Annotated in this window: 30 protein-coding genes; 17 read left to right on the top strand and 13 right to left on the bottom strand. The window is 60.5% G+C overall.

The genetic code is table 11. The features are described from left to right. Positions 1 to 6: 6 nt before the first annotated feature. The gene (locus ABWU19_RS02715) at positions 7 to 786 is read right to left on the bottom strand and encodes a hypothetical protein (RefSeq protein WP_435900237.1); all 780 of its coding nucleotides are present in this window, start codon (positions 784 to 786) and stop codon (positions 7 to 9) included. A gap of 91 nt (positions 787 to 877) precedes the next feature. Between ABWU19_RS02715 and ABWU19_RS02710 the strand changes: the two genes are divergently transcribed. Genes ABWU19_RS02710 through ABWU19_RS02700 form a run of 3 tightly spaced genes read left to right on the top strand, consistent with a single transcriptional unit; the run spans position 878 to position 3,314 of the window. Continuing rightward, on the top strand, positions 878 to 1,921 hold the full coding sequence (locus tag ABWU19_RS02710) for a M24 family metallopeptidase (RefSeq protein ID WP_435900236.1): 1,044 nt from the start codon (positions 878 to 880) through the stop codon (positions 1,919 to 1,921). Then, on the top strand, positions 1,918 to 2,514 hold the full coding sequence (locus ABWU19_RS02705; protein WP_435900235.1) for a septal ring lytic transglycosylase RlpA family protein: 597 nt from the start codon (positions 1,918 to 1,920) through the stop codon (positions 2,512 to 2,514). Before ABWU19_RS02710 ends, ABWU19_RS02705 begins: the two co-directional genes overlap by 4 nt. Positions 2,515 to 2,528: 14 nt before the next feature. Next, positions 2,529 to 3,314 carry a deoxyribonuclease IV gene (locus tag ABWU19_RS02700; protein ID WP_435900234.1) on the top strand — a complete coding sequence of 262 codons (786 nt, stop codon included), beginning with the start codon at positions 2,529 to 2,531 and terminating at the stop codon, positions 3,312 to 3,314. Positions 3,315 to 3,594: 280 nt separating this feature from the next. On the opposite strand, the gene miaA is transcribed toward ABWU19_RS02700, so the two are convergent. After that, positions 3,595 to 4,524, bottom strand: coding sequence for a tRNA (adenosine(37)-N6)-dimethylallyltransferase MiaA (gene miaA / locus ABWU19_RS02695; protein WP_435900233.1), 930 nt, complete (start codon positions 4,522 to 4,524; stop codon positions 3,595 to 3,597). Positions 4,525 to 4,564: 40 nt separating this feature from the next. On the opposite strand from miaA, the gene ABWU19_RS02690 reads away from it, so the two are divergent. Beyond that, positions 4,565 to 4,969: an Hsp20/alpha crystallin family protein gene (locus ABWU19_RS02690; protein ID WP_435900232.1), complete on the top strand. Its 405-nt coding sequence runs from the start codon at positions 4,565 to 4,567 to the stop codon at positions 4,967 to 4,969. Between the two features lie 104 nt (positions 4,970 to 5,073). On the opposite strand, the gene ABWU19_RS02685 is transcribed toward ABWU19_RS02690, so the two are convergent. Together ABWU19_RS02685 and rpmE are read right to left on the bottom strand one after the other, a co-directional pair. Beyond that, on the bottom strand, positions 5,074 to 5,682 hold the full coding sequence (locus ABWU19_RS02685) for a thymidine kinase (protein WP_435900231.1): 609 nt from the start codon (positions 5,680 to 5,682) through the stop codon (positions 5,074 to 5,076). 135 nt (positions 5,683 to 5,817) lie between these two features. Beyond that, the gene (gene rpmE / locus ABWU19_RS02680; protein ID WP_435900230.1) at positions 5,818 to 6,039 is read right to left on the bottom strand and encodes a 50S ribosomal protein L31; all 222 of its coding nucleotides are present in this window, start codon (positions 6,037 to 6,039) and stop codon (positions 5,818 to 5,820) included. Positions 6,040 to 6,134: 95 nt separating this feature from the next. Between rpmE and aroH the strand changes: the two genes are divergently transcribed. Beyond that, a complete protein-coding gene (aroH, locus tag ABWU19_RS02675; RefSeq protein WP_435900229.1) occupies positions 6,135 to 6,503 on the top strand; it encodes a chorismate mutase in 369 nt (122 codons plus the stop codon). Between the two features lie 30 nt (positions 6,504 to 6,533). Here the strand turns inward: aroH and metG are convergent, their stop codons facing one another. The 6 genes from metG to proC form a co-directional block, all read right to left on the bottom strand. Continuing rightward, positions 6,534 to 8,441, bottom strand: a complete 1,908-nt coding sequence (metG, locus tag ABWU19_RS02670; protein ID WP_435900228.1) for a methionine--tRNA ligase — start codon at positions 8,439 to 8,441, stop codon at positions 6,534 to 6,536. Between the two features lie 234 nt (positions 8,442 to 8,675). Then, complete coding sequence (rpiA, locus tag ABWU19_RS02665) at positions 8,676 to 9,362, bottom strand: ribose-5-phosphate isomerase RpiA (protein ID WP_435900227.1); 687 nt, start codon at positions 9,360 to 9,362, stop codon at positions 8,676 to 8,678. 67 nt (positions 9,363 to 9,429) lie between these two features. Next, positions 9,430 to 9,906: a thioredoxin-dependent thiol peroxidase gene (bcp, locus tag ABWU19_RS02660; protein ID WP_435900226.1), complete on the bottom strand. Its 477-nt coding sequence runs from the start codon at positions 9,904 to 9,906 to the stop codon at positions 9,430 to 9,432. Positions 9,907 to 10,272: 366 nt separating this feature from the next. Then, the gene (locus ABWU19_RS02655; protein ID WP_435900225.1) at positions 10,273 to 10,761 is read right to left on the bottom strand and encodes an adenosine-specific kinase; all 489 of its coding nucleotides are present in this window, start codon (positions 10,759 to 10,761) and stop codon (positions 10,273 to 10,275) included. Positions 10,762 to 10,764: 3 nt separating this feature from the next. Continuing rightward, positions 10,765 to 11,313: a hypothetical protein gene (locus ABWU19_RS02650; protein WP_435900224.1), complete on the bottom strand. Its 549-nt coding sequence runs from the start codon at positions 11,311 to 11,313 to the stop codon at positions 10,765 to 10,767. A 164-nt stretch (positions 11,314 to 11,477) separates the two neighbouring features. Further along, positions 11,478 to 12,260, bottom strand: coding sequence for a pyrroline-5-carboxylate reductase (proC, locus tag ABWU19_RS02645; protein WP_435900223.1), 783 nt, complete (start codon positions 12,258 to 12,260; stop codon positions 11,478 to 11,480). Between the two features lie 81 nt (positions 12,261 to 12,341). On the opposite strand from proC, the gene tsaB reads away from it, so the two are divergent. From tsaB to ABWU19_RS02610, 7 genes are all read left to right on the top strand, one after another. Beyond that, entirely contained in the window at positions 12,342 to 12,872 is a 531-nt protein-coding gene (tsaB, locus tag ABWU19_RS02640; protein WP_435900222.1) for a tRNA (adenosine(37)-N6)-threonylcarbamoyltransferase complex dimerization subunit type 1 TsaB, read from the top strand. Then, positions 12,869 to 13,969 carry a methyltransferase gene (locus ABWU19_RS02635; RefSeq protein ID WP_435900221.1) on the top strand — a complete coding sequence of 367 codons (1,101 nt, stop codon included), beginning with the start codon at positions 12,869 to 12,871 and terminating at the stop codon, positions 13,967 to 13,969. The genes tsaB and ABWU19_RS02635 overlap by 4 nt, the downstream gene beginning before the upstream one ends. A gap of 390 nt (positions 13,970 to 14,359) precedes the next feature. After that, the gene (gene rpoD, locus ABWU19_RS02630; RefSeq protein ID WP_435900220.1) at positions 14,360 to 15,952 is read left to right on the top strand and encodes an RNA polymerase sigma factor RpoD; all 1,593 of its coding nucleotides are present in this window, start codon (positions 14,360 to 14,362) and stop codon (positions 15,950 to 15,952) included. 144 nt (positions 15,953 to 16,096) lie between these two features. After that, entirely contained in the window at positions 16,097 to 16,249 is a 153-nt protein-coding gene (locus ABWU19_RS02625) for a hypothetical protein (RefSeq protein WP_435900219.1), read from the top strand. Between the two features lie 462 nt (positions 16,250 to 16,711). After that, a complete protein-coding gene (locus ABWU19_RS02620; protein ID WP_435900218.1) occupies positions 16,712 to 17,389 on the top strand; it encodes a hypothetical protein in 678 nt (225 codons plus the stop codon). Positions 17,390 to 17,462: 73 nt separating this feature from the next. Further along, positions 17,463 to 17,726, top strand: a complete 264-nt coding sequence (locus ABWU19_RS02615; protein WP_435900217.1) for a DUF1871 domain-containing protein — start codon at positions 17,463 to 17,465, stop codon at positions 17,724 to 17,726. Positions 17,727 to 17,786: 60 nt separating this feature from the next. After that, entirely contained in the window at positions 17,787 to 18,224 is a 438-nt protein-coding gene (locus tag ABWU19_RS02610; RefSeq protein ID WP_435900216.1) for a SufE family protein, read from the top strand. A gap of 4 nt (positions 18,225 to 18,228) precedes the next feature. Here the strand turns inward: ABWU19_RS02610 and ABWU19_RS02605 are convergent, their stop codons facing one another. After that, positions 18,229 to 20,373 (bottom strand): ABC-F family ATP-binding cassette domain-containing protein, encoded by a 2,145-nt coding sequence (locus tag ABWU19_RS02605; protein ID WP_435900215.1) that lies wholly within the window; start codon positions 20,371 to 20,373, stop codon positions 18,229 to 18,231. A 168-nt stretch (positions 20,374 to 20,541) separates the two neighbouring features. Between ABWU19_RS02605 and ABWU19_RS02600 the strand changes: the two genes are divergently transcribed. Further along, positions 20,542 to 21,114 (top strand): GNAT family N-acetyltransferase, encoded by a 573-nt coding sequence (locus ABWU19_RS02600; protein WP_435900214.1) that lies wholly within the window; start codon positions 20,542 to 20,544, stop codon positions 21,112 to 21,114. Positions 21,115 to 21,256: 142 nt separating this feature from the next. On the opposite strand, the gene hpaR is transcribed toward ABWU19_RS02600, so the two are convergent. Then, positions 21,257 to 21,730 (bottom strand): homoprotocatechuate degradation operon regulator HpaR, encoded by a 474-nt coding sequence (gene hpaR / locus ABWU19_RS02595; protein ID WP_435900213.1) that lies wholly within the window; start codon positions 21,728 to 21,730, stop codon positions 21,257 to 21,259. A 119-nt stretch (positions 21,731 to 21,849) separates the two neighbouring features. On the opposite strand from hpaR, the gene hpaI reads away from it, so the two are divergent. The 3 genes from hpaI to hpaE are packed head-to-tail and all read left to right on the top strand — an operon-like array spanning position 21,850 to position 25,106. Next, positions 21,850 to 22,791 carry a 2,4-dihydroxyhept-2-ene-1,7-dioic acid aldolase gene (gene hpaI, locus ABWU19_RS02590; RefSeq protein ID WP_435900212.1) on the top strand — a complete coding sequence of 314 codons (942 nt, stop codon included), beginning with the start codon at positions 21,850 to 21,852 and terminating at the stop codon, positions 22,789 to 22,791. A 6-nt stretch (positions 22,792 to 22,797) separates the two neighbouring features. Next, positions 22,798 to 23,592, top strand: coding sequence for a fumarylacetoacetate hydrolase family protein (locus ABWU19_RS02585; protein WP_435900211.1), 795 nt, complete (start codon positions 22,798 to 22,800; stop codon positions 23,590 to 23,592). After that, positions 23,589 to 25,106 (top strand): 5-carboxymethyl-2-hydroxymuconate semialdehyde dehydrogenase, encoded by a 1,518-nt coding sequence (gene hpaE / locus ABWU19_RS02580; RefSeq protein WP_435900210.1) that lies wholly within the window; start codon positions 23,589 to 23,591, stop codon positions 25,104 to 25,106. The genes ABWU19_RS02585 and hpaE overlap by 4 nt, the downstream gene beginning before the upstream one ends. A 109-nt stretch (positions 25,107 to 25,215) precedes the next feature. Here the strand turns inward: hpaE and ABWU19_RS02575 are convergent, their stop codons facing one another. Continuing rightward, positions 25,216 to 25,611, bottom strand: coding sequence for an endonuclease domain-containing protein (locus tag ABWU19_RS02575; protein ID WP_435900209.1), 396 nt, complete (start codon positions 25,609 to 25,611; stop codon positions 25,216 to 25,218). 58 nt (positions 25,612 to 25,669) lie between these two features. On the opposite strand from ABWU19_RS02575, the gene ABWU19_RS02570 reads away from it, so the two are divergent. After that, the coding region (locus ABWU19_RS02570) for a 4-hydroxyphenylacetate 3-hydroxylase N-terminal domain-containing protein (protein WP_435900208.1) at positions 25,670 to 26,400 on the top strand (731 nt) is incomplete at its 3' end.

Here is a 26,400-nt window from a genome sequence, read left to right as displayed (position 1 = left end):
GTGGGCCTACCTGACCGGCTTAAAAAAGTCGGCCTCGGTAAAAATGGGGTTGATTTCTACTTCCATTAGTTCGCCCCGTGCGGCCAGCACCCCGCCCACGTAGTTCTCCCACTTTTGCGGCAGGCGCACCCCCTGCACGGTCTGGTAGTTGGAAAAAAAGGTGATGCTCTCCCCCACCCCGGGAATGGTGAGGCGCTCGCCCAGCAGCAGACCATCGGCGTTAAACAAATAGGTGCTGACCCAGCCCTGGGTGCTCACGGTGAGCAGGCGGCCGGTCTGGTTGCGCAGGCTGCCCCGCGTCACACTGGCCCGCTCCCGATTGCTGCTGCCGTACTTCAAACCCAGCCAGCCGGTGTAGAGGCTCGAGCGCAAGATCTCCCGCTGGTCTGAGGGAAGGGGCCGCAGGGAGGTCTCTTTGCTCCAGAAAAAGCTCTCCTGAGGGCTGTACTGCTGCAACGCCAGGGGAATGGGGCTGGGGCTATTCACGCTTTGGGGGTCGTAGAGCTCGAGCCGGACGCGGCTGTTGGTAAAATCCACCAGCAGCAAAGTCACAATGCGGCTCTCCTCCTTGCCGTCGGGCGTGTAATAGATATTGGTGGTTACTTCGCGGTAGGTTTTCAAGTTAGCCAGGGTTGAACCACCCAGCACACTGCGACCACGCTCGAGGAGCTGCGCCGCCTCGGGCGAGACCTGAGCCCAGGCCAAACCAAAACACACGGCCATCCAAACAGAAGCAACAACGCGCATAATCATTCTGTGAAAAACCTTAGCATGGGCAGGTTTCACTTCCATGAGTATAAGTGCTTTATTTCACGATACACATGTTCGTGAAAAATATATTCGCTCGAGGTTGGCCCAGTAGAGTAAAGTTCCCTTCGTGGACTTCCAGCGTTTACTCAACGAACATAACCTCGATGTGCTTTTTGTTTCTAACCCCCACAACGTCCGGTATCTCTCAGGGTTCAAAGAGGGCAAGGATGCCCAAATCGTTATCACCAAAAACGGCCCAACCCTGATCACCGACGGCCGCTACATTGTAGAAGCCGCCCAACAGCCTTTTCCCCACCGCATCCTGCCCCGGCGCGGCGAGCTGAACAGGTTGCTCGCAGATTTTTTCCAGGGCCGGGTGGGCATCGAAGCGGAGCACTTGAGCGTTGCTGCCCTGGAAGGATTCAAGCGGGATTTTCCCGACCTCGAGTTCGTTTCCACCAGGGGCATTATTGAAACCCTGCGCCGCAGGAAAAGTCCTGAGGAAATCGCCCTCATCCGGCAGGCGGCCCATCTGGCCGACCAGGGTTTTGCGCATATTTTGCCCTTCATAAAGCCGGGGGTACAGGAGATTGAGGTGGCCCTGGAGCTGGAGTTTTTCCTGCGTAAAAACGGCTCAGAGGGACTGGCTTTTAGCACCACAGTGGCTTCGGGGGAGCGCAGCGCTATGCCCCACGGAGGCGCAAGCAACCGCAAAATTCGGTCGGGGGAGCTGGTCACGCTGGATTTTGGCTGCGTGGTGGGCGGCTACTGCTCCGACATGACCCGTACGGTGGCGGTGGGCAGGGTTTCAGATGAGCTGCGCGCCATCTACCAGGCCGTGCTGGAAGCCCAGGAACTGGCGCTACAGGCCGTGGGGCCGGGTAAGAAAGGCCAGGAGCTTGACGCCCTGGCCCGAAACCACCTGACAGAGCTTGGCTATGGGGCGCACTTTACCCACGGGCTGGGGCATGGGGTGGGCCTGTTTATCCACGAAGCACCCAGCCTGAGCCAGACCTCGGAAGATACCCTCGAGGCCCACAACGTCGTGACCATCGAGCCGGGGGTCTACATACCCAACCTGGGGGGTTGCCGCATCGAAGACCTGGTACTGGTAACCGAACAGGGGCATGAGGTGCTGTCCCAAAGCCCCAAACACCTGATTGAGCTATGAAGCGATGGTTTGCCCTAATGCTGTTTTTTGGTCTGGCCTGGGGCCAGGGCTATGTGGTGCAACCCGGCGATACCCTGGAGCGCATCGCGCGGCTTTTTCAGGTTAGCGTTCCCAACCTGATGCTGCTCAACGGTCTGATTGAGGACCCCTTGCCTGTGGGGCTGGAGATAGCAATTCCACCTTCGGAATGGGATCCCATGAATCTGGAGGTGCTGCCCCTGCCCGAAGCCATCGAGGAGCCTCCGGCGTGGGTGTTTATCCGTCCGCCGCAAGCCCCATTGGAGCCGCAAAAACCCGCGCAGGTTTATCAGCAGGGTCTGGCCTCCTGGTATGGGCCTCGCTTTCATGGGCGTCGCACCGCCAACGGCGAACGTTTCAACAAGTTTCATATGACTGCCGCCCACCGCACCCTACCCTTCAACACCTGGGTGCGGGTGACCAACCTAAAAAACGGTAAGAGCGTGGTGGTTCGTATCAACGACCGTGGCCCCTACGTTCGGGGCCGTATTATTGACCTGTCGTATGCGGCTGCGCGGCTGCTCGGAATGCACGCCCACGGGGTGGTGCAGGTAAAAGTGGAGATACTCGATTGAAATACGGTTTTCACATGTCCATCGCCGGCAAGCTGGGGATCGCCGGAGCCGCTGAAGAAGCAGGGTTGCTCGGGCTGGGCGCCATCCAGATTTTTGCCAAAAGCCCACGTAGCTGGAAAACCCGCGGCTTGAAGGCGGGCGAAGTGGAGGGTTTCCGGGCTCGAAAGGAGAATCTGGGCGGCCTACCAGCGGTTATCCACGCGTCTTATCTGGTGAACCTGGCTGCCGAAGGCGAGTTGGGGGAAAAGAGTGTGTTCAGCCTGGCCGACGACCTGGCCAAAGCCCAGGTACTGGGCATCGAGTATGTGGTGGTGCATCCGGGCTCGGGGCCTGCCGAAAAAGCCAGGGCAGCAGCCCTCAAGGCCCTCGAGCTGGCGGGCATAAGCAAAGCCGGGCCTCGCCTGCTCTTGGAAAACACCGCTGGGGGCGGAGAAAAGCTGGGCGCCAGGCTCTGCACCCTGGCCGAGATGATTGAGGGTACCCGGCTGGGGGTTTGCTTCGATACCTGCCATGCTTTTGCTGCAGGATACCGGCTCGAGGAGGCCCTGGAGGAGCTCGAGCAGTCCGTTGGCCTGGAACGGGTTCCGGTTATTCACCTCAACGACTCGGTGGGCGAACGGGGTTCGCAAATTGACCACCACGCCAACCTGTTGGAAGGTCAGATTGGCCCAGAACTCCAGCGCTTTACCCTGGACCCCAGGCTTCGCGGTAAGGTCTTCATTATGGAAACCCCTCGAGGCACCCAGCAAGATGCCCACAACCTGCGGGTTTTGCGTGAATGGTTGGCCTCAGCCCAGTAGCAAGCCTCGACCACTCCGCATGGGTTGCGGCAGGTTCCCAGGGACAGCAGGGTCACAACCAGTCTTCTCGATTCGCCTGGCTTGGAACTCTGTTGATCAATCCGGCGAAGCGCTTCGCACACCCTGCTGGATGGGTTCTAAGTTGCGCCAGGGTAGCCTGGCAAAACCCGCGGAATGAGTCTATGCGTACCTGGCGCAATTCCTAAAGCGAACTTTCGGTACGGCATCTTGCATTTCGCTTATGGAGACACTTAATCCTCTGGCCTGCTGTGAACCCCCGCTACTGGAGAAAGCGCTCAAACCAGTCCCGCACACCAGGCCACGCTTCGTCGCCGCCATGGGGCAGAAAGGCCACCTCGCCGGGCTCCTTGCGGAACCAGGTGTACTGGCGTTTGGCGTAGGCCCGTGTGGCCCGAATGATGGCTTGCCGTGCCTGCTCGAGCGTCATCTGGCCCCGCAAATGCGCGGCCACCTCTTTGTAGCCAATGCTCTGCAAAGCCGTGGGCATCTGCGGATACGCCCGCAGCAGCTGCTCAACCTCCTGCACCAGACCCTGTTCAAACATGCGTTCCACGCGGAGGGCAAGGCGGGGCTCGAGCCACCCCCAGGAAGGCCACAAGACCAGCTTCCGATAGCGAAACCGGGGCGTACGCTTGGGAAACCTGGCCGGGGGCAGGCCAGTACGGCGCAGCACCTCGAGGGCCCGCACAATGCGGCGGGGGTTGCGCTGCACCCGCAGGGCATCCTCGGGGCTGGCGGCCCGAAGTTCTTCCAACAGCGGTTCAACTCCGCCAACCTCCAGCGCCTGCCAGAGCTCGGCCTGAAGCGCCATATCGGGCTCGGGGAGCTGGTAGAGCCCCTCCGAAAGCGCACGGATGTAGTAGCCGGTTCCACCCACAACCAGCGGTGTGTGGCCTTGCTCGAGGGCCTCCTGAATGGCTTCCTCGGCCAGGCCAAGATAATCCGACACGCTGAAGCTCTGGCTGGGCCAAACCACATCTATAAGGTAGTGCTTAACCTGGTGCCGCTCGGCCTGGCTGGGCTTGGCAGTCCCAATGTCCATCCCCCGGTACACCATACTGGCATCGGCAGAAACCACCACCACCGGGAACAGCCGCCCCAGGCGCAAGGCCAGCTCGGTCTTGCCCGTTGCAGTGGGGCCGGTTAATAGCGGGATGATGGGCGCGTATTGCGAATCTGCGTTATCCATGGCACGGGCCCTCTGCTGCAATCATGATATTCTCGAGACCATGACCATTGAACACTTCGATGCGATTGAACGCTTGCAAACCATCCGGCAACAACTCGACGAACTCTCGAGGCGGTTTGCTTCCCAGGAAGCCCTGGGCGAATGGGTACCGGCCATGGATGTGATAGACGAAGGCACGCAGTTTCGCATTTTAGTTGACGTGCCGGGTGTAAAAAACGAAGACCTGGAACTTCAAGAAGAGGGTCAGACCATCATCCTGGCCGGGGTGCGGCATCCGCAGCAGGGTGGGTTTTACCGTCAAGAACGCCCCGCCGGACCATTTCGCCGCTCCCTGACCCTGCCCGAACCCATCGTCGCAGGCAGCGCGCAGGCCTCTCTGAAGGGCGGGGTGCTCGAGCTGGTGCTACAAAAAGCCCGCAAAACAGCGCGCAAAGGCAAAAAGTAAATCAGCTCACCCGCTACCACCTGCGGAAAGCCCATCCTGAAAGGGATCGTCCCCCAGGTGCATGGGCGCAGCCCATCCTGAAAGGGATCGTCCCCCAGGTGCATCTACAGTATCTCCTGCACCTCTTTGGTCACAACGGTGTGGCACTTGCGGCAGCGCGGCTCGTAGGCCTCGCTGGCCCCTACCAGAATTACTGGGTCATCGTAGCGGGCCGGTTTGCCGTTCACGAAGCGCTGGGTGCGGGTTGCCGGAGCTCCGCATGCCGGGCAAACCGCGTAGAGTTTTTCTACATACTCGGCCCGTGAAAGCAGCTGGGGCATGATGCCAAACGGCTCACCACGAAAGTCCATGTCCAGGCCGGCGCAAATTACCCGCACGCCCTTATCGGCGAGCTCGAGCACCAGTTTAATCAGGCCTTCATCAAAAAACTGCGCCTCGTCCACGGCCACCACATCGGGCAGGGGGTCGTATAGGTGGGCCCTCAGCTCGGCAGCGTCGCGCACGGGAATGGCCTCGGCCCGTCTACCATCGTGGCTGTAGACATCGCTGGCATGATAGCGGTCGTCAAGGCGCGGCTTGAATACCAGCACCCGCTGCCGGGCAATGAGGGCCCGCTTGATGCGCCGAATAAGCTCGTCCGACTTCCCGGAAAACATGGGCCCAACCACAACTTCAATCCAACCCTGGTGGTGCGGAAGATGGGGCAAACTCATAACCGCTGCCTAGCATATCCTACTCACAGCAGGGTCGGAACAGCTCGAAATTGTTGTGGTTGCTTGCAATACCGTGGGCTCGAGCCAAAAAAACAGGTGAGCTGCCGCTCACCTGCTCGAGCATGCCGCCGGCTATTACTTTTTGGCCTTCTTGCCGTAGGTACCACCGAACTTCTTCTGGAATTTCTCGACCCGGCCTTCGGTGTCCACAAAGCGCTGCTGACCGGTCCAGAACGGGTGGTTTCCGCTCCATACTTCGACGTGAATCTCGGGCTTGGTGCTGTAGGTCCGCATGACCACCTCGCCGTTGCAGATAATCTTGCAGGGAACCAGCTTGGGGTGAATTTTCTCTTTCATGTTCTCTCCTGGGCACGGATTTTGCCGTGCTGTCAACTTGCTAAATATAGCAGGTCTAGGCGGGAAGGGCAAGCTGGGATAAAATCGCGCACACAATGATGCGAGGGGTTCGTGGTGCCATTACAGTCGAGGAGGATAGCCGGGAAGCCATTCTGAGCGCTACCCGCGAGCTGCTGCAAAAGATGCTCGAGGCCAACCAGATCACCGATTTTGACACCATTGGGGCCATGTTCTTCACCCTGACCGACGACCTGCGGGCTGCCTTCCCGGCAGAAGCCGCGCGGCAACTGGGGATGCAGATGGTTCCCCTGATCAACTCCCGCGAGATTCCGGTTCCAGGCGCTTTGCCCAGGGTCATCCGGGTGATGATGCTATGGAACACCGACCTTCCCCAAAAACAGGTTAAACACGTATATCTACGTGAAGCCGTGCGCCTGCGCCCGGATCTGGAGAGCGCGCAGTAGTTCCCCTGAGCGCAACACGCCAGCAGCCTTTTATCGCACCTTTGCGCCTGGCGGCAGGTCTTGTTCGGGCGTAACCACCACAATTCTGCCCTGATCATCTTCGCCAGCCAGAATCATGCCCCGCGACTCAACCCCACGCAAAACGGCTGGCTTGAGGTTGGCCACCAGCACCAGCTTTTTACCCACCAGGCTCTCGGGCGTGTAGTGCTGGGCAATGCCCGAGACCACCTGCCGGGTGTGGTCGCCCACATTAAGCGTCAACACCAGCAGTTTGTCGGCTTTGGGGTGCTTCTCTGCCTTGACCACCTCAGCTACTCTAAAGTCGACTTTGGCAAAGTCGTCAATGCCGATGAGGCCGTTGGTCGTCTGAGGCTCGGCAGAAGGCCTGGCTTTGGGCTTCGCCCCATCGGTTTTTGCTTCGGCAACCTCGAGCTTGGGGAATAAAATGGGGGCCTCTTCAGGAATGCGTGTGCCTGCGGGCGAAAGTCCCCAGACTTCGGTCTGGGCCATGGTGTAGTCCCCAAGCCCCAGGGCCGCCCGCAGTTCTTTGGCTTTGGTCGGGAGGGCAGGTTCTAAGAGGACGCTGGCAATTCGCAATCCTTCAACCGCAGTGTAGAGCGCATCTTCAAGCTCTTTTTTCCGGCCTTCATCGCGGGCCAGTTCCCAGGGCCTGGCATCGTTGACAAACTTATTGAGGCTGCGTACGTACTGTAGCACTTCCTCCAAAGCCAGGTGAATACGCAGGGCCTCTACCTCTTTACGCACTTTGTTGGCCAGGGCCACCCCAGCTTTGGCAATATCAGACTCTGGCGACGAAGCAGCCGGAATAACACCCCCACAGTACTTCAGCAGCATGGTACGCACCCTCGAGAGCAGGTTGCCCAGGTCGTTGGCCAGGTCGGCGTTGAGGCGCTGCACCACCACCTCTTCCCCAAAGGGGCTATCCGAACCCAGGGTGGTGTCGCGCAGCAGGGCGTAGTGCACTGCGTCCACGCCAAACTTGTCCAGCAGGGCCAGGGGGTCGATGGCGTTACCCAGACTCTTACCCATCTTGCGGCCATCCATGGCCAGGATGTGCCCGTGCACCACCAGACGCTTATAGATGGGCAGTCCAGCGCTCTTGAGCATGGTGGGCCAGAAGATGGCGTGGGGTTTGAGGATATCCTTGCCGATTACGTGCCAGGCATAAGGCCAGTACTTCTCAAATAGCCCCCGGCTGGTCAGCGAGGACACGTAAGCCAAAAGCGCATCGAACCAGACGTACGTTACATGATTTTCGTCCCAGGGGATGGGAATGCCCCAGGGCACGCGGTCTTTGGGGCGGGAGATGGAAAGGTCGCCTATGGGTTCCTTGAGCATCTCCAGAACCTCGTTGCGGTACGCCTGGGGCTGGATGAGGTCGGGATGCTCGGCCAGGTACTCAACCAGCCAGGGGCGGTATTTCTCCATGCGGAAGAAGTAGTTGGCCTCTTTGCGCAGGATGGGCGGCTCCGAATCGCCCGGCAAAATGCCATTAACCAGCTCTTTCTCGGTCACAAAGCGCTCTGCGCCCACCGAATAAAGCCCCTCGTATTCGGCATAGTAAATATCGCCCGCCTCGTAAACCTTGCGCAGAATCTCCTGCACGTAGCGCTTGTGACGCTCGGAGGTCGTCCGAATATAGTCGTCGTAGCTGATGAGCAGGCGCTGGTAGGTCGGCTGGAATAGCTGCTCGGAGACATAGTCTACAAAAGCCTGGGGCTCCTGGCCTGCATTTTTGGCCGCTCGAGCGATTTTCTCTCCGTGTTCGTCTGTGCCAGTAACAAAATTGGTGTCGTAGCCATCCAGGCGGTGAAAACGGGCCAGAAAGTCGCAGATGATTTTCTCGTACACGTGACCGATATGGGGGGCCGCGTTGGCGTAGTCAATGGCGGCGGTTTCGTAGAAAACTTTGCTCACGGGTAACTCCTTAAACTTGCTTGTTTAAAGCTGGTTTATGGCAAAAAAAGGGGGCGCAACGCGCCCCGCCGATAGCTTCTTGCCGCTACCGTCGGGGCATTCGCATCATTCGGGTAAAGCTCCCAACCACAACCCGCATTTTATACCAGACCCAGCCTGTTCGTCATCGAGCACGAAAAGGCCGCGCCCGCGCCGAACAAGCGCCTCTGTTTGAGCAGGGTCTGGCACTTAAGGCTAGTTGGGGCGTGTTCCCAGGTACTCCAGCCCCTCGGGGCCTGCCACAATGGCCAGTGTAGCCAGGCCCACAAATAGACCGCTTTCTACCACACCTGGGATGCGTTTTAGCGCGACCTCGAGCTGCTCGGGGTTGGCAATTGGGCCAAAGTTGACATCCACAATCAGATTGCCCCCATCACTATAGAAAAATTCATCGCCATCCATACGCAAGGTGGGCTGCCCCATTCGCCCCAGCGCATGCAAGGTGGCACGATAACCAAAGCGCACAATCTCCACCGGAACCACCCCACGCCCTAGCTGGCTCACTTTCTTGGTGTGGTCGGCAATCACAATAAACTGTCGGGCGCTGGCCTCCACAATTTTTTCGCGCAGCAGGGCTCCCCCCAAGCCTTTAACCAGGGAAAGGTCGGGGGCAATCTCGTCGGCGCCGTCTATGGCCAGGTCAACCCCCTGGGGCCCTAACTCTGCCAGAGGAATCCCCAGGTCATGCGCCAGCATGGCGGTAGCCTCCGAGGTGGGCACAGCCACCACATCCGAAAGCTCGCCCTCGCGCAAACGGCGGCCCAGCTCCAGCACCGCATATCTGGCGGTAGAGCCCGTGCCAAGGCCCACCACCATACCCGACTGCACATATTTGACGGCCTCGAGGGCCGCTTGTTGTTTGAAGTTATCCAGGTTGTTCATAAATAGTGGCGCCCCAGACCAGGGCTCCTTCTAGCTTACCGAATTTGCGCCAGCGCTGGGCAGGGCTTTATAGCGTCTGCTGCCGTAACTCGATTAGCGCTTCCGCCACCTCGTGTGCGTGCTCGTCGGGCTTAACCTTCTCCCACACCCTGGCCACCCTGCCCTGGGGGTCAATCAGATAGGTGTGGCGAAAGACCCCCTCGTATTCCCTGCCGTACATGGTCTTGGTGCCCCAGGCCCCGTAAGCGCGAATCATGTCCTTATCGGGGTTGGACAGGAGGGGGAAATTGAGGCCATACTTGCTGTGAAACCTCCCGTGGCTGTTCACGTCGTCGGCCGACACCCCCAGCACCACCGCTCCGAGTTCTTCCAGGCGGCCTTTTTCATCACGAAAATTACAGGCCTCCTTGGTGCAGCCAGGCGTATCATCTTTGGGGTAAAAATAAAGCACCACCCATTTACCCCGGTAGTCCTCGAGGGTGTGCGGCTTGCCTTCCTGATCCGGTAGGGTGAAGTTTGGAGCAATATCGCCTATTTTCAGCATAGCAGCCGGATGATAACCCACAGCCCTACGGGCCAATGTTGCCTATATTGCAAGCCCCGGGCCAGCACCATGCAAGTTGCGCCAGGGCAGATTGGCAAAACCAGCGGAATGATACCAGATTCGGTTAGGTCGTCACCGTTCGGTGACGACCTAACCCAACCAACGGGATACGCTGTTTTCGCCGAGCGCAGCGAGGGGTGTGCTCTAGTCAAAAAGATGGCCTCTTGGGATTTTTGTTTGAAGACTATCTTTTTGAATCCGGTATGAGTCAATGCATACCTGGCGCAATTCCTAAAGCGAACTTTCGATACGGCATCTTGTATTTCGCTTATGGAGACACTCAGGCCAAATAAGCCTGCTGTGCTTCTAGCCAGCTTTATAGCCAAACTTACGCAGGATGTCCTTGCGCCACTGAATGTCTTCTTCAGCCTCCACCCCCAGGGGCTTGTGTCCATCCAGAACACCCAAAATTCCGCGCTGGTCATCTTGTTCGGCCACAATCACCGAGAGCGGGTTGGCCGTTGCAGCAAAAATCCGAACCACCTCCGGGCAGGCCTTGACGGCATGTAGCACATTGATAGGGAAATAGCCCTCACCCAGCACAATCAGAAAGGAGTGGCCCGCCCCAATGGCCTGGGCGTTCCTGACCGCAAGCTCCACCAGTTCGCTGGCAGTTCCACTCTTGCGGACGAGCCGCTTGCCCGAAGCCTCGCAAAAGGCCAGGCCAAACTTAATACCCGGCACTGCCGTAACCAGGGCTTCATGCAGGTCTTCAACCGTCTTGATGAAGTGGCTCATGCCCAGGATAACGTTCAGGTTTTCCGGTTTTTCCACCTTGACAATTTGAAGCTCCATACCCTATTTAGGCACACTAAACCTCACCAGGTCAACTGTTGCCCCATCGGGGGTGGCGTAGCGCACAATGCCCACCCCCGGCACGAAGTAAATCTCCATCACCTGGCTACCACCAGCGCTGGTCACGGTAGAGGTGCGAATCACATAGGCGTTGAAGCGCCCTGCCGGTACGTTTACTCCCTCAATGCGCAAAACCTTCCCAATCAAGGCCACGCTCTGCCCCCCAAAGCTGCTGCGGCCTCCCCATTCCTGACCAAGCGCCAGCGGCGGGGCGGGGTATAGCTGCAAGGGCGGGGTGTAGCGCTGCACTGCTTGCCCGATAATCAAGCCCTCCAGAAACACACCACTTTCGGTATAACGGAGCAGGTCGGCGCTCACGGGCTGCCTGGCCAGCCGCCGCTCGAATACCAGCAGGCCGTTTTGCTCGCGGGTAAACACCTGCTCCATGCCAGAGGAGTAAGTCCAGGAGTAACCGATGCCATTGGGGTAGTAGGCCGTAGGCGCTGCCAGCACCACAGCCAGCAGCAACCCAAGGGTCAGGTAACGCTTCATCGGTTTTATGCTACGTCCTTTTTAGGGATTGTGTGGTGCATTAATGCGCCGAGCATCCGTGGGGAAGCTCGAGGGCCCTCATCTTGATTCAGTTTGCTGGGAGCGGCGTTTACATCTGTTGGCTTTGACCTGCACTTTACGGTGAGCTTCGGGTGGGGTTAATTTCACTCGTCTTTCCCCAGCTCGTGCCCTCTCAGGGTGGCGGCTTCTACAGCCTCAATCAGGGCCGCACGGACGCTGCGGGCCTCGAGGGCCGCCAGACCGTATATGGTGGTTCCACCGGGGCTGCTAACTTCATCCTTGAGCACCGCAGGGTGTTTTCTTCGCAGGAGTTCGCCGGTCGCAATCAGCACATCGGCTGCAAGTTGCAGCGCCTGGGCCCGTGGAATGCCCTGCTTGACCCCCCCATCGGCCAGGGCTTCCGCTACCAGCGCCACATAGGCCGGGGCCGAGGCCGACATCCCAGTAAAGGCGTCGAACAGCCGCTCCGGCAAATCGTAGACATCGCCAACGGTTGCAAACAAAGCCCGCGTGAACTCTAAGTCGCCAGCCTCCTCGGCCTCGCGGGGGCCGGTAATGGCGGTGGAGCTTTTGCCAATGGTGGCCGCCAGGTTGGGCATGCAGCGTACCACCCGCCGGGTACCCAAACGGCGGGACAGTACCGCCGTGGAAACCCCGGCCATAATGGAGATGTACCCCACGTTGGGGTGGGCCACCTGGGGGGCCAGGGCCGCCAGGTCTTTGGGTTGCACACTAAGCAGAATTCGCTCACAGCGGCGCAAGTCCTCCAGGCGCAAGGGGTTGACCCCGGTCTCGTGGGCCACCTCCTGGATGCGTGCGGGGGTATCGAGGATGCCAATATCGCTGGGCTCGAGCATCTCGGCCCGCAACAAGCCCTCCAAAATGCTCTTGCCCATCTTGCCCACACCCACAATGGCCAATTTCATGGCCCCAAGTTTAGCAGCAAGCCGACACACGGGACAGGGGGAAGCCGTGCTGAGCCCGCGGCATATTGCTATACTCCTGTGGTGCTGGTACTTGCGCTGGACACCGCCACCCCCTATCTGGTGCTGGGTTTACCCCATGCCGAGCGTGCCATCCGCCTGGAGCGCCGCCATGCCGAGGTGCTGTGGCAGGAGCTCGAGGTTTTCTTGAAGCAGGCTGGGGTCGGGCTCAAGGAACTTGGCGGCATTGCGGTAGGGCGGGGGCCGGGTTCGTATACCGGGCTGCGGGTGGGCATTGCCGCCGGGCTGGGGCTGGCTCGAGGCCTGGGCATTCCGGTAACAGGCATCGACACACTGGAAGCCGTAGCACTGCGCTACCAGGGGCCGGTTACGGTAGTCCACCGCACCCGCAACGAGCTTTGCTACACTGCCAGTTACCGCATCGAGGGGAAACAGCTCGAAGTCTTGCAGCCTCCCAAACGTGCCCGGTTGGGCGAGCTGCAGCCTGGCGGATTGCTGGTGGTGGACCAACCCCCTTCCGGCCTGGCCCTGGCCAGGCTGGGCCAGGCCGCCCTGCAGGGCGGGCGTGTTCAAGTTGAACCTTTATACCTATGAACCTCGAGGACTACCACACCCTGCGCAAAACTCCAGTAAAAGGCGGCTTCCTGTATACCAAAGCCGGTGCACGGGGCACGCAAGACCCTGCCTACGAGCTGCTGGCAGGCCACCTAGAGCCCCACGGCCAGACCGCCCTCGACCTCAACCCGGGCATCGGGCTGGTTGCCCATGCCCTGCGTCAGCAGGGACTCACAGTACAGGCCATCGAGACCTCGAGGGCTTCCCTGCGCTGCCTGGAAGCCAGTTTTGGGGCTTCCGTGCGGGTGACGCGCGGCCTGCCCTGGGAAACCGAGCCCGACTCAGCAGACCTGGTGGCCCTGGTTCTTCCTGCCAATTGGGGCACCCGCTATGTGGAACTATCCTTACTGGGTGCAGCTCGAGCCCTGCGTACAGGAGGGCGATTGTGGATTGCTGGTAGCAAAGATAAGGGCTTCGAGCACTACTTCAAGCTGGCCCAGGAATGGCTGGGCTATGGTGTCCTCGTTCGCCGCCAGGGCGCTTTTCGCCTGGCCGTGCTGGAAAAAGAAAAACCCGCCCCAGACCTGCCACCAGTCTGGCAGTCTTTTGAGTGGGAATTCTCAGGCCAAACCTGGCATTTTTACTACCTGCCAGGCGTTTTTTCGGGTGGACACATTGACCCCGGTAGCGCCATGCTGCTGCGTGAGCTACCCCATGATCTCGGCCACGTGCTGGATATCGGCGGGGGTTATGGCGCCCTCAGCCGCCCCCTGGTAGACCGGGCCCAGAGCCTGACCCTCCTCGAGGACGATTGGGCCAGCCTGCTGTGCGCCCAAAGGAATCTGGGCGAACAGGCTACCGTGCTGCACTCCGATGTGGACAGTGCATTGACACCTGGCCAGACTTTCGCTACTATTGTCTCGAACCCCCCGTTTCACGTGGGGGGCCTTGTCGTGCTAGAAACCGCCATCGCATTTATCGAAGCCGCCTACGCCCGCCTGGAGAGGGGCGGGAAATTTTATCTCGTGGCAAACCGCTTTCTCCCCTACGAACCCCTTCTCGAAGCACGCTTTGCCACCGTGCGCACCGTGGCCGTGAACAGCCACAAAGTTCTGATGGCCCATAAGTTGGGCTAAACCCATCCGTAGTACCGGCATTGCCGGGGGCTTAGGGCCCTTCACTGGGAGGTGAGCAGCTTGAGCAAAAGCAAAAATGCCGCAAGCACCAAGACCCCTTTGGAACCGAGCGCGTCCCCTGCGTCCAAGGAGAAAAGTGCTTCCAGGGCTATCCGGGCCCAGAAGGCAGCTAAAACCGAAGACAAAACCGTTGCACCCTCGAAAGGCAAAGCCGCTACCAGCAATAGTCAAAGCCAGTTGCCATCCAGAGCCCCTGCACAGAGCAAGCCTGCTCCCCCAACCAAGCCCTCGAAAACGCAAGCCCAGTCTGCCCCAAAGTCCGATAAAGCCGGCGGTTCATCGGCCAAAACCCCTCCAGCAAAGGCAACTACCTCACCTGCTACCAAATCTATGTCTAAAAAGTCGTCGCAGCCCAACAACAAACCAACCGCAGCCTCCAATCAGCCCGAAACCAGGGAAAAGGCCGCCAAGGCCAAAAAAAGCATGGGAAAAACCGAGTCGGCCCAGCCCGAGGCCAAGCAAGCAAGCGAGCCGAAGCGCAAAGAGCCTGCTAAGAAGCCAGCAGATTCAAAACCCAAAGCCCAGAGCGCAGTGAGTTCAAAGGCCCAGTCCAAAGGTGCTGCGGTTCTGGAGCACGACGAGGTTCAGATGGATGAGGAGCTGGCCATTGGCGCCGATGAACTCGAGGCCCCCGATCTTGCAATTGCCGAGGTAGAAGACCTGGAAGTCGAACCCGACCTGGACAATCTGGTTGCGCCAATCCCCAAAGTGGGGGCTCTGGCAGCAGTTGCTCTTGCCGACGACGAGATCGCTGAGGAAATCCTCGAGGCGAACCTCGAGGACATCGAGATTCTCGAGCCAGACTTTGAACTGGGCACCCTGCCCATCGAAGAGGCCGAAGAGGAAATCGAGGAAGACCTCCCCCTCCCCCGCATCTCGACTTCCGATCCCGTTCGGCAGTACCTGCACGAGATTGGCCAGGTGCCCTTGCTGACGCTGGAAGAAGAGATTGATCTGGCCCGCCGGGTCGAGGAGGGGGTAGCTGCTGCACAGCGCCTGGCCGAGGAAACCGGTTTGGACGCCGAGCTGATTCGGCATGTGCTGCGTAGCCAGGTGCAGGGCAGTAGCCGCGTCACCAACATTCCCGGCACCGAGTTGCGCATCGACCCCGAGGCCATAGCGGCGGTGGATGCCCGCTTGCGGGCCCTGCCCCGCGAGGTCAAGCGCTATTTGCACATTGCACGGGACGGGGAAATTTGCCGCCAGCACCTCATCGAGGCCAACCTGCGGCTGGTGGTGAGCATTGCCAAGAAGTACACCGGCCGGGGCCTTAGCTTTCTCGATTTGATTCAGGAAGGCAACCAGGGCCTGATCCGGGCGGTGGAGAAGTTCGAATTCAAGCGCCGTTTCAAGTTTTCCACCTATGCCACCTGGTGGATTCGGCAGGCCATCAACCGGGCCATCGCCGACCAGGCCCGCACCATCCGCATTCCGGTGCACATGGTCGAGACCATCAACAAGCTGACCCGCACCGCCCGCCAGATGCAGCAGGAACTGGGTCGCGAACCGGCCTACGAGGAGATTGCCGAAGCCATGGGGCCGGGCTGGGACGCCAAAAAGGTAGAGGAAACCTTCAAGATTGCCCAGGAGCCGGTAAGCCTGGAAACCCCCATCGGCGACGAAAAGGACAGCTTCTATGGCGACTTCATCCCCGACGAGCATATGGCCTCGCCGGTGGACTCCGCCGCCCAGAGCATGCTCTCGGAGGAGCTGGAAAAAGCCCTGGGCAAGCTTTCTGAACGCGAGGCCATGGTCTTGAAGCTGCGCAAAGGCCTGATTGACGGACGCGAGCACACCCTGGAAGAAGTGGGCGCCTACTTCGGCGTGACCCGTGAGCGCATCCGCCAGATTGAAAACAAAGCCCTGCGCAAGCTCAAATACCACGAGTCGCGCACCCGCAAGCTGCGGGATTTCCTGGACTAAAGTCGGAGCTTATTAGCCACGGGACATCCTGAAGCTTGGTCGCAGCGGCCCAAAAAAGACAATTCCTAAACTTTTTCAGCCCTAACCGAGCTCGTCGAAGCCAACAAAAAGCTTTGCGTGAGGCTGTCAACATCAATTTCGTCAATGAACAAACACAATGGCTTGCTAGTTTTGGGCCGCCTCAAAAACCTGTGGGAGGGCCGGGGCTGCCCCAAATGCGAGACCGTGCAGGCCGTCGTGGCCTTTGGCCTGGCGGCCTGGGCGGGGTGGACACTGTGGGAAAACGCGCAAATCTGATACTCTATGGCACATGAAACGTGGGAAAAAGCGCCTTCAAAAGTGGCCCGACGATTTTCCGGTTATTGAACCCGTATCGGGAAAACCCCCTCTTCCAGCGCCCATCAAGCTCAAACCTGGCAAAAAAACCTCAATTGATTATGTCCGAGAACAACGGAGATAGGCTTACTGTCTTTTGATACAGGGGCTCTAATCCAACTGCATACACAAGAACGCTTCCACACATTGTCAAGGCAGGTGTACGTTCAAGCAAAGCAAATTGGGATCTGCAACCTGGCAATACCGGAGCTTGCTGGAGCAACCGGGCGCAATGGTGAAAAGCAGACGCATCTCACCAAAACAAAGATGCCAAATACAAAACTTTAGCTGAGCAAACTTGCTGCTTGAATCTGAAGGACGATGTGAGTGTGTTGTTTGGCAGCTCTCACATTCTTGTTTTAGTCTACGAACTCGAGGTGACGAGTGAAACACTATCTGCTCGCCGGAATCACAGCGTTGGGTTTATTGAGTGGGTGCTCGAGCGCCCCTCAGGTTAAGCTTCAGGCCTCTATCGGAACCTATAAGGCCTCCTCTACCGGGCGGTCGTATGTGCTGGTTCTCAGGCCCCAGCAGCAGCCAACGAGCATCACCGTAAATGTAAACGGTCCAGGCGGTTACAGCGAGAGCATCGCCCTGCAAAGTGCCTCAGCCCGCACCCCCTCGGGGGTGTGGTGGGAGATAGGGTGGGATGCCAGCAAAGCCCTGACCAGCGGAACCTACACGATTTCTGCAGTTATTGACGGCCAGACCGAGCAGGTCTCGGTGAGCGTAGACGCCAGCAGCACTTTAGTACAGCCCACCGTAACCATCGGCCCCAACCCCACCACCAAGTCGGTGACGGCCTCCTGGAGCGCGGTTCCGGGGGCCGGCGGATTTTTGGTGCGGCTGGTCAATCGCACCACCAACGCCGTGGTCGCCAGTGCCAGGGTGACCTCGCTCAGCACCACCTTCAGCAGCCTGAGCCTGAACCCCAGCGACCAGTACGCCGTGCAGGTTTATGCTGCCAGCAGCAACATTACTATGGACCCCCCCATCGTGCCAGGACAGTTCAATATGGCCCTGGGCGAGAGCGCTGACTTCACAGTGAGCCCGGCCCCCTAGCGCACCTACTGCATGCTCTGAACCTGGCACCTAGCACACAACCCCCAACAGGCCTTATCGGTATGCTTAAAGCATGCCAGACCTGGCCGCGCAGGTTCAGACCTATCTGCAGATCTACGACCCCTTGGGCCTGGGGGAGCTGGCACCCCTCGAGCAGTTGTATGGGCCGGTGGTGGCCGAAGTGGTGCAACAGCTCGCCCTTGTGCACACCGCCGAGGAGGCTGCCGTCGCTGTCCACCGCGTCCTGTACCTGGCCTATGGCAGCCAGGCCGGGCACGTGCGCAACTATGCCGAGTTGGGCCGGGACTTGTTCAATCTGGTACAGCAGAGCGCATAACCCCCTGCTTTGTGCACAAAGCTCTAGACCCCCTATCCCCCATCCGATAGCCTGATACCTATGACTGCTGAAGAACGCCTGGCGCAGTTGCCCCCCAAACTTCACAGCGTCGTGCAGATGCTGGGAAGTGCCCCAAAGGTCATCAAGACCGAGATGCTGCTGGAGTTTGCTAAAAAGATGCCCCCCTTGCCGGAGGGGATGCAGGGCAAGCTCGAGCAGGTTCACGAGTGCACCACGCCCTTTTTCGTGCACGCCGAGCTCGAGGACAACCAGGTGCACCTGTTTTTCGACGCTCCCAAAGAGGCCCCCACCGTGCGGGCCTTTGCCGGGCTGCTGGCCGAAGGGCTGGAAGGCGAAAGCCCCGAGGCCGTGCTGGGCGTACCGGAGGACTTCTACACCCTGGCTAAGCTCGAAGAAATCATTACCCCCCTGCGGCTCAGGGGTTTGCAGGCCGTGCTGGCCCGCATCAAACGTCAGGTGCGCGAAGCACAGAGTTAAAAAGCTAGGGCTTGTAGCCTGGGCTGCTGGTTTTTCGCCTTCTGCGAGGAGGGCGGGGCCTGTTTGCTGGGCTCGGCTTACTCGGAATAGGCGAGCCCCATCCGGCCCACTGCTTCACGTAGCCACTCCGGCCAAAGCTCCGACGGCCCACACGCACCACCTGGATGTCCTCGAGCTCAAAGGCTATCCGCAACACCGCGCGCAGGAGCCTCGGGCTGGGCTGGTCTTCCAGCACCAGCACGCCCCCCGTAAGCTGGCCCGAGCATTCTTGCTGGCCGCTCCAGAAACGCCAGAACCCCAGCTCTTCGTCGGCGAACACCTCCAGGCCCTCCTGTCGCACACGGTGGCGGTACGGATGTGGCCGAAAATAGTCGCGGGCATACTGCCGGTAGAGGGCCTCTTCCAGCGCCAGCAGGTCGGCACGCAGCCGCAAGCGGGCGCGGTCGGTCAGGGCGGATTCGTAGAGGCGCTCTATCAGGGCCATGCGCGCTTGCTCGAGGTCCTGTTCCTCCTCGGGCGGTTCTTCTTCCGGGGCGGTTTCGCCGTAGGGGTTCAGCCGAACGGCAGGCTTGCCCAGCATGGCCGCTTCGGCCTCGGCGTAGGTGGGGTACTCCACCAGCACCCCGTCCTCCAGGCCCCAGAAGCGTGTGGCCACCTTTTTGACCAGTTCCCGGTCGTGCGACACAAAAAGCAAGGTGCCGGGGTAGTCGGCCAGAGCGCGCTCGAGGGCCTCCAGGAGCTCGAGTTCGATATGGTTGGTGGGCTCGTCCATCACCAGCAAACCGGCCCGCAAGGCCCCCAACAGGGCCAGGCCCGCCCTGGCCCGCTCGCCCCCGGAAAAACTTCGGGGTATGTCGTGCCAGTGGGGCGGCCTGAAACCCATGCGGCCTAGCAGGGCCGCTGCACGGGCCTCGCCAAAGCGCGCCGCGAATTGGGCGAAGAGGGGTAGGTCGGGCTTTAGGCCGTGGTAGTGCTGGTCGAGGTAGGCGGTGCTCACCCCATAGCCCAGGCTCCGCTCGCCCGCATCGGGCAGTTCGCTGGACAAAAGCAGGCGCAGCAGGGTGGTCTTGCCCGCCCCATTGGCCCCCACCAGGGCAATCCGGTCGCCCCGGAAGATGCGCAGGGTGGCCTGGCGGATGACCTCCCGCACCCCCTCTCCCCTGCTCCCCTGCGCTTCAGTGCTCGGATACCGCTTCACCAATCCCCTGGCCTCGAGCACCAGCTTGGGCGTTCCCTCGGCGGCCATTTCCAGGCTCCAGCGGCGCTCGGGGGGTGGTGGGTCGGGTACTTGAATGCGTTCGGCTCGGGCTTGCAGCAGCGCCTTTTCGCTCCTGCGACGGTCCGCGCCCGGTCGCCTCTGGTCGGGCAGGGCTTGCAGCAATCGCTCACGCTCTTTCTCTGCTTGGTAGCGGGCTTTTTCCAGGGTTCGCCGGATGCGCTCACGCTCCTGCAGGTAAGCCGCATAGCCGCCCGCAACCCGGAACAATCGGCCCGCCTCCAGGTGATAGACCGTGGTGGCAACGCGGCCCACCAGCGCCCGGTCGTGGGAGATCAGGCCCACCGCGCCAGGGTAGGCCAGCAGCAGCTCTTCCAGGCTCAGGCGCATCTTCAGGTCGAGGTGGGTGGTGGGCTCATCCAGCAGCAAAACTTCTGCGCCGGATAGAAAGGCCATCGCCAGGCCCAGGCGCACCGCCTCGCCGCCAGAGAGCATCTGGGCAGGCTGGTCCCACCGTCCGCTAAGGCCAAACTCAGCCAGGGCACGGGCCACCCGGCCTTTCCAAAACGACAGCTCCCGGATACGGCTCCAGGCTTCGCCCGCGTATTCGGGTGGCGTGTGCTGGAGTTCCAGTTCGGCCTGGTGCAAAGGGGTCATGGCATAGGCCAGGTTCCAGACCGTTCCTTGGGCCGGGCGAAAGTCCTGGGGCAGGTAGAACAGGCGCACCTCGGGTGCGTGTACCAGTTGGCCTTCGTCGAGGGGCTGCCGCCCGCAGAGTATTTGAAACAGGGTGCTTTTCCCCGCCCCGTTGGGCCCTACCAGCACCGCCCGCTCTTGCGCGTGTAGCCAGAACTCGGCCTGAGTGAACAAGACCCGCTGGCCATAGGCCTTCTCGGCCCGGCTCAGGCGCAGCAACACTCGAGGTCGCGACACAACCCTTCAAGCCTAGCGCGGGCTGGGCCAAAGGTCAAAGCCGCTTTCGGGTGGCGTTTCTTAGAACCCAGAATTGGCGTAACCTCAACATAAAACCAGGGGGGCCTGGCGTAAATAATGGCAAGGTTCACCCTACAACAACACCAGGCAGTGTAAGGTAGGGGGACCATGTTAGAAGTGCACCTGCGCCCTCTGGTCATGAGCGACCTGCCCCGCGTGCTCGAGTGGAGCCGAGATGAAGCCTTTTGCCTGGCCAACGGCTGGCCGGTGGGTCTCCCCGCCGAACAGCTGCAGGACTGGTTCGTGCGGCTGCTCAACAACCCCCCGGTAGACCTTATTCGCAGGGGCATTGTGGTCACCAGCCCACAACACCCCGAAGGCCACCTGGTGGGGTTTGTGGATCTGCGCGAACTGAACCCCTTGGAAAAACGGGCCCGTCTGCGCATTGCCATCGGCGACGAAACCCACCGGGGGCAGGGGGTGGGGTATGCTGCTGGCTTACTAATGCTCGAGCACGGCTTTAGCGAGCTGGGCCTGGAGCGCATCACCGCCGAGGTGCACAGCTCCAACAGCCGGATGCTGGGTTTGCTGGAAAAATTGGGCTTCAAGCGGGAAGGGGTTTTGCGCCAGCACGAGACCCGGCAGGGCATTAAAGAGGATGTGCACCTGTTTGGCCTGCTGCGGAGGGAGTTCCAGCCGCCACGCGACGAAACCTGGCTGATTTCCTTTAACTCATCCTAGAGCGCTCTTCACAAATATTGAGCTGCTCACAACTCGATTGCTGTGTCCTGCACAGCACAGTGGCCTCCCGGATGGGAGGCCGCGTCTGTGAAGGGTGCGATAGGTAGTAGCGTGTGCGAGCAGGGGTTCCAGCAGGCTCTACTCACGACTGGCCCTCGAGCAGTCCCGCCTCTAGCTCTTCCAGCAAGGCGTAGAGCTGCTCGAGTTTGCGTTTACCCAGGATGCGCTCGATCTCCTTGTAGACCTCCACCACCTCGGGCTTAATCTGCTCCAACAGGGTCTGCGATGCCTCGGTAAGGCGCACCAGCGTGCTGCGGCCATCGGCCTGGTTGGCATCCCGCCGAACCAGACCCCGGCTTTCCATACGCTTCAAAATGCCGGTCATGCTGGGCAGCAGAATCCGGCACTGCTCGGCCAGGAGGGACACCTCGAGCCCATCGCGCCCATCCAGCGCCCGCAGGATGCGCCACTGTTGCTCGGTCAGGCCGTGTCGGCTGAGCACCGTGCGAAAGCGCTGCACCACCGCCTCGCGGGTACGCAACAGGGCCATTGGCAGCGAGTGTGTGAGGTCGCGCAGCAGTCGGGTGGAAGGGTGTTGGGGGAAGGTGGTGGCCATAGCTTTCTGAAGGGACAATTGTACTAGGGCTTGCAAACTATGCTATAGTTTTACTTAACATATTAACTATCTGAGTCGGGCAATAAGCAACCTGGGCTACATATCCATAGAGGAGTGCAATGGTCGAGTTCAAAGGCAGCATCGTACCCCTGGTAACACCGTTCAAAAACGGTGCCATTGACGAAGCCGCCCTCGAGCGGCTCATCGAGCGGCAGATTGAGGCAGGCTCCCACGCCCTGAGCGTGGGCGGCACCACCGGCGAGCCCGGCACCTTGAGCGTAGAGGAGCGCAAGTACCTGATTGAGCTGGCGCTGCGCTTCATCCAGGGGCGTGTACCCCTCCTGGCTGGCACCGGAACCCTGCGCCTCGACGAGACCCTGGACATCACCACTGCGGCCTACAAGATGGGCGCCCAGGGGGCTTTGGTCATCACGCCCTACTACATCAAGCCCAACCAGGAGGGGCTCTACCGCTTTTTTGGTCAGGTGGCCCAGGCCGTGCCAGAGATGCCCATTGTGCTCTATAACATTCCGGGCCGGGCCGGCATCGAGATCAAAATCGAGACGGTGGCCCGCCTGCGGCGGGATTTCAAAAACGTGGTGGGCCTCAAGCACTCCTCCAAAGACGTGGAGTACGTTTCGGAGCTTTTGCGCCGGGTGGGGCGGGACTTTAGCGTGTACTGCGGCCTCGAGGCCCTCACCTTCCCGATGATGTGCGTGGGGGCGGTGGGAACCATCGCCGCTACGGCCAACTGGCTGCCCAAAGAGACCGCCCAGATGTGCCAGCTCACCCTGGAGGGCCGCTACAAGGAGGCCCTCGAGCTCCACTACTACGGCCTCGAGGCCAACGACGCGGTCTTCTGGGATACCAACCCCATCCCCCTCAAAACTGTGCTGTCCTGGATGGGCCTGTGTCAGAAGGAGTGGCGCGAACCCCTGGGCCCCACCACCCCCGAGGTTGAGGCCCGGTTGCGCCGCATGGCCGAGTCATATGGCCTGATTCCTGCCAAAGAAGAACACCCGCCCGTGCTTCCCGACCCCTCTGGAAAGCAGTATGTCTAGCACACTATGAAACTCGCCCGTTTTCTCTCCAAAGGCCGCCTTCTGCAAGGGCACTTGCAGGACGGCATGCTGGTAGACCATGCCGGTGAAGCCCACCACCCCGAGGCCGTGCAGTGGCTACTGCCGGTAGAGCCCGGAAAAGTGATTGCGTTGGCGCTCAACTTTGCTGAGCACGCCGACGAATTTGGCCTGAAGCGCCCCAGCGAACCGGCTTTGTTCTGGAAGCCCAACACCAGCCTGCTGCCCCATAAAGGCACGGTGATATACCCCCAGGGGGCCCGGTTCATGCACTTCGAGTGCGAGCTGGCCGTAATTATGGGGCGCCATGCCCGCCGGGTTAAGGCCAAAGACGCCCTGGCTTACGTGGGCGGTTACACCATCGCCAACGACCTGGTGGTGCGGGACTACGTCACCAACACCTTCCGCCCGCCCATCCGGGGCAAGGGCTGGGACACCTTTGGCCCGCTGGGGCCTTACTACGTTACCGCCGACGAGGTTCCCGACCCCCACAACCTGAAGATGCGGGCTTACGTCAACAATGAGCTGCGCCAGGAGGCCAGCACCCAGGGCATGATTTTCTCAATTCCAGAGGTTATCGAGTTTATCAGCCGCTTCATGACCCTGGAGCCGGGCGACATCCTCCTAACCGGAACCCCCAAGGGCATCTCCCAGGTACACCCGGGCGACGTGATGCGCATGGAGATTGAGGGGCTGGGCGCGCTGGAAAACCCCATCGAGTGGGAAACCGAGGAAGCCGAGCCCATCATTTCGCAGGAAGGGGACAGGTCTATCGTGCTATGAAGGTATCGGATAACACCCAGTCCATCAGCCCCGAGTTTATCGCTCGGGTGCGGCACAAAATCGCCACCCACAGCGTAACCCACTTCATAGGCGGGGCCTTTGTGCCGGGGGTGCGGGGCGAGCTGTTCGAAAGCCTCGACCCCTCCAACAACCAGGTGCTGGCCAGGGCCTACAAGGGCCATGCCGAGGACGTGGACAAGGCTGCTAAGGCTGCCAAAGCCGCTTTCGCCAGGTGGAGGCTGAACGCCAAAACCCGCAAGAAGTACCTCTTGAAGATTGCCGAGGTGCTGGAAAAGCACGGCGACGAGCTGGCCGTGATGGAGTGTCTGGACGCCGGGCAGGCCCTGCGCATTGTGCGGGCCCAGGTGGCCCGGGCCGCCGAGAACTTTAGCTTCTATGCCGAGTACGCCGAGCGCTCCATGGACGGGCGCAGCTACCCGGTGGACAGCGAGTGGCTCAACTACAGCGTGCGGGTTCCGGTAGGGGTTTGCGGCATCATCACCCCCTGGAACGCCCCCATGATGCTCTCCACCTGGCGCATTGCCCCAGCCCTGGCCTTTGGCAACACGGTGGTCTTGAAGCCCGCCGAGTGGTCGCCCCTCTCGGCCTGGAAGCTGGCAGAAATTGTGCAGGAGGCCGACCTGCCTCCAGGGGTCTTCAATGTGGTGCAGGGCTTCGGCGAGGAGGCCGGCGATGCGGTGGTGCGGCACCCCGAGATCCCCCTGATTGCCTTTACCGGCGAAACCACCACCGGCAGCCTCATTACGCGCAACAGCGCGGAGCACCTCAAGCGGCTCTCCCTCGAGCTCGGGGGCAAGTCCCCCGCCATCATCTTCGAGGACGCCGACCTCGAGCGGGCCCTGGATGCCACGGTTTTCCAGATCTACAGCTTCAACGGCGAGCGCTGCACCGCCAACTCCCGCGCGCTGGTGCAGGAAAACATCTTCGAGGAGTTTGTGCGCCGGGTGGCCGAGCGGGCCGCCAGGGTCAGGGTGGGCCACCCCCTCGACCCTGAGACCGAGGTGGGGCCCCTCATTCACCCCGAGCACCTGGAGCGCGTGCTGGGCTATGTGGAGATTGGCAAGCAGGAGTCCCAGCATATCTTCGGCGGCGAGCGGGTGGGCACGGAAGGCAACTTCGTTCGGCCTGGCCTGTTTGTAGCGGAAAACCACCACCGCATCGCCCAGGAAGAGATTTTTGGCCCCATTTTGACCGTCATCCCCTTCAAGGACGAAGCCGACGCGCTGCAAAAAGCCAACGACTCCAAATACGGCCTGGCCTCCTACGTCTGGACCCGGGACGTGGCACGGGCCCACCGCATGGCCTTGCACCTGGAAGCGGGCATGACCTGGATCAACTCGCACAACGTGCGGCATCTGCCCACCCCCTTCGGCGGGGTCAAGATGAGCGGCACCCACCGCGAGGGCGGCGAGCACAGCCTGGAGTTCTACACCGAGCTGAAGCATATCGCTGTGCCCCTCAGCGAACATCCGATTCCTAAGTTCGGGAAGTGAGACTATGGGCGTGTTTTTACCCCCCACCCTGCCCTCCCCCACAAGGGGGGAGGACTTCACGCCACAGTGGGGTAGCTTGCGTGGTTGGTCGAGCAATGCTGGGGGTTTCCTACCGCTCGTTGAGTGCTTGGCGGATGGTCTCGAGCACCCCCTCCATATTGTTTCTAACCTCCCAGTTCCAAAAACGAAGCGTTTTGAAGCCGCGCTGCTCGAAGTAGGCGTCTCGAGCTCTGTCCTGCTCGCTGCCCGCGTGTTGACTGCCGTCCAATTCGATAATCAACTTCTTTGCAAAGCACACAAAGTCGGGAATAAAGGGCCGCATCGGCTCCTGACGACGAAACGCCACGCCAAGCTGGTTGCGGGCCAGACGCTTCCACAGCATGCGCTCTTCGGGAGTCATTCGCTTGCGCAGGGCTTTAGCCAACTCACCAAATTCCTTATCCGTCATAATCAAATCAATCATCACCAAACCAAGCAAATCTGGCAATTCGCCGTACCTAACCACACCGCCCTCCCCCCTCAGCGGGGAAGGGTTGGGGTGGGGGGCAGTTTCGGAGGAGATCATGGCTAGAACCGGCAAGGAATACCTACAGGCCCTGAAGGAAAACCCGCCCAACCTTTGGTACAAGGGCCAGAAGGTCGAAGACCCCACCACCCATCCGGTCTTTAGGGGCATTGCCCAGGCGCTGGCGCAGATGTACGACATGCAGCACGACCCGCGCTACCGCGATACCCTGACCTATGAGCAGAATGGTCAGCGCTACGCCATGAGCCTGCTGCCGGCCAAAAGCAAAGAAGACCTGGCCCGGCGCAGCGCGGCCTACAAGCTCTGGGCCGACGCTCACCTGGGCATGATGGGCCGCAGCCCGGACTATCTCAACGCCGTGTTGATGGCCTTCCAAGAGAGCGCCGAGTTTTTTGGCCCCTATGCCGACAACGTGCGGCGCTACGTGCAGCACGTGCGCGAAAAGGACCTCGCCACCACCCACTGCCTCACCAACCCCCAGGTCAACCGGGCCAAGAGCAACCTCGAGCAGCCCGACCCCTACATTCCCCTGGGGGTGGTGAGCGAGAACGAAAAAGGCATCGTGGTGCGGGGGGCCCGGATGCTTTCTACCCTACCCACCGCCGACGAACTGCTGGTCTTCCCCTCCACCCTGCTCAAGGAAGGGCCGGGGGCCGACAAGTACGCCATCGCCTTTGCCATTCCCACCAACACCCCCGGCCTCTTATTTATTAACCCAAGTTGCTACCTACAAAACGCTGGCCAGACGCTTGAAGTTGTGGGCAAAGA

This window comes from Meiothermus cerbereus (assembly GCF_051297115.1).
Classification (GTDB): Bacteria; Deinococcota; Deinococci; order Deinococcales; family Thermaceae; genus Meiothermus; species Meiothermus cerbereus_A.
This window is presented reverse-complemented; position numbering and strand designations above follow the sequence as displayed.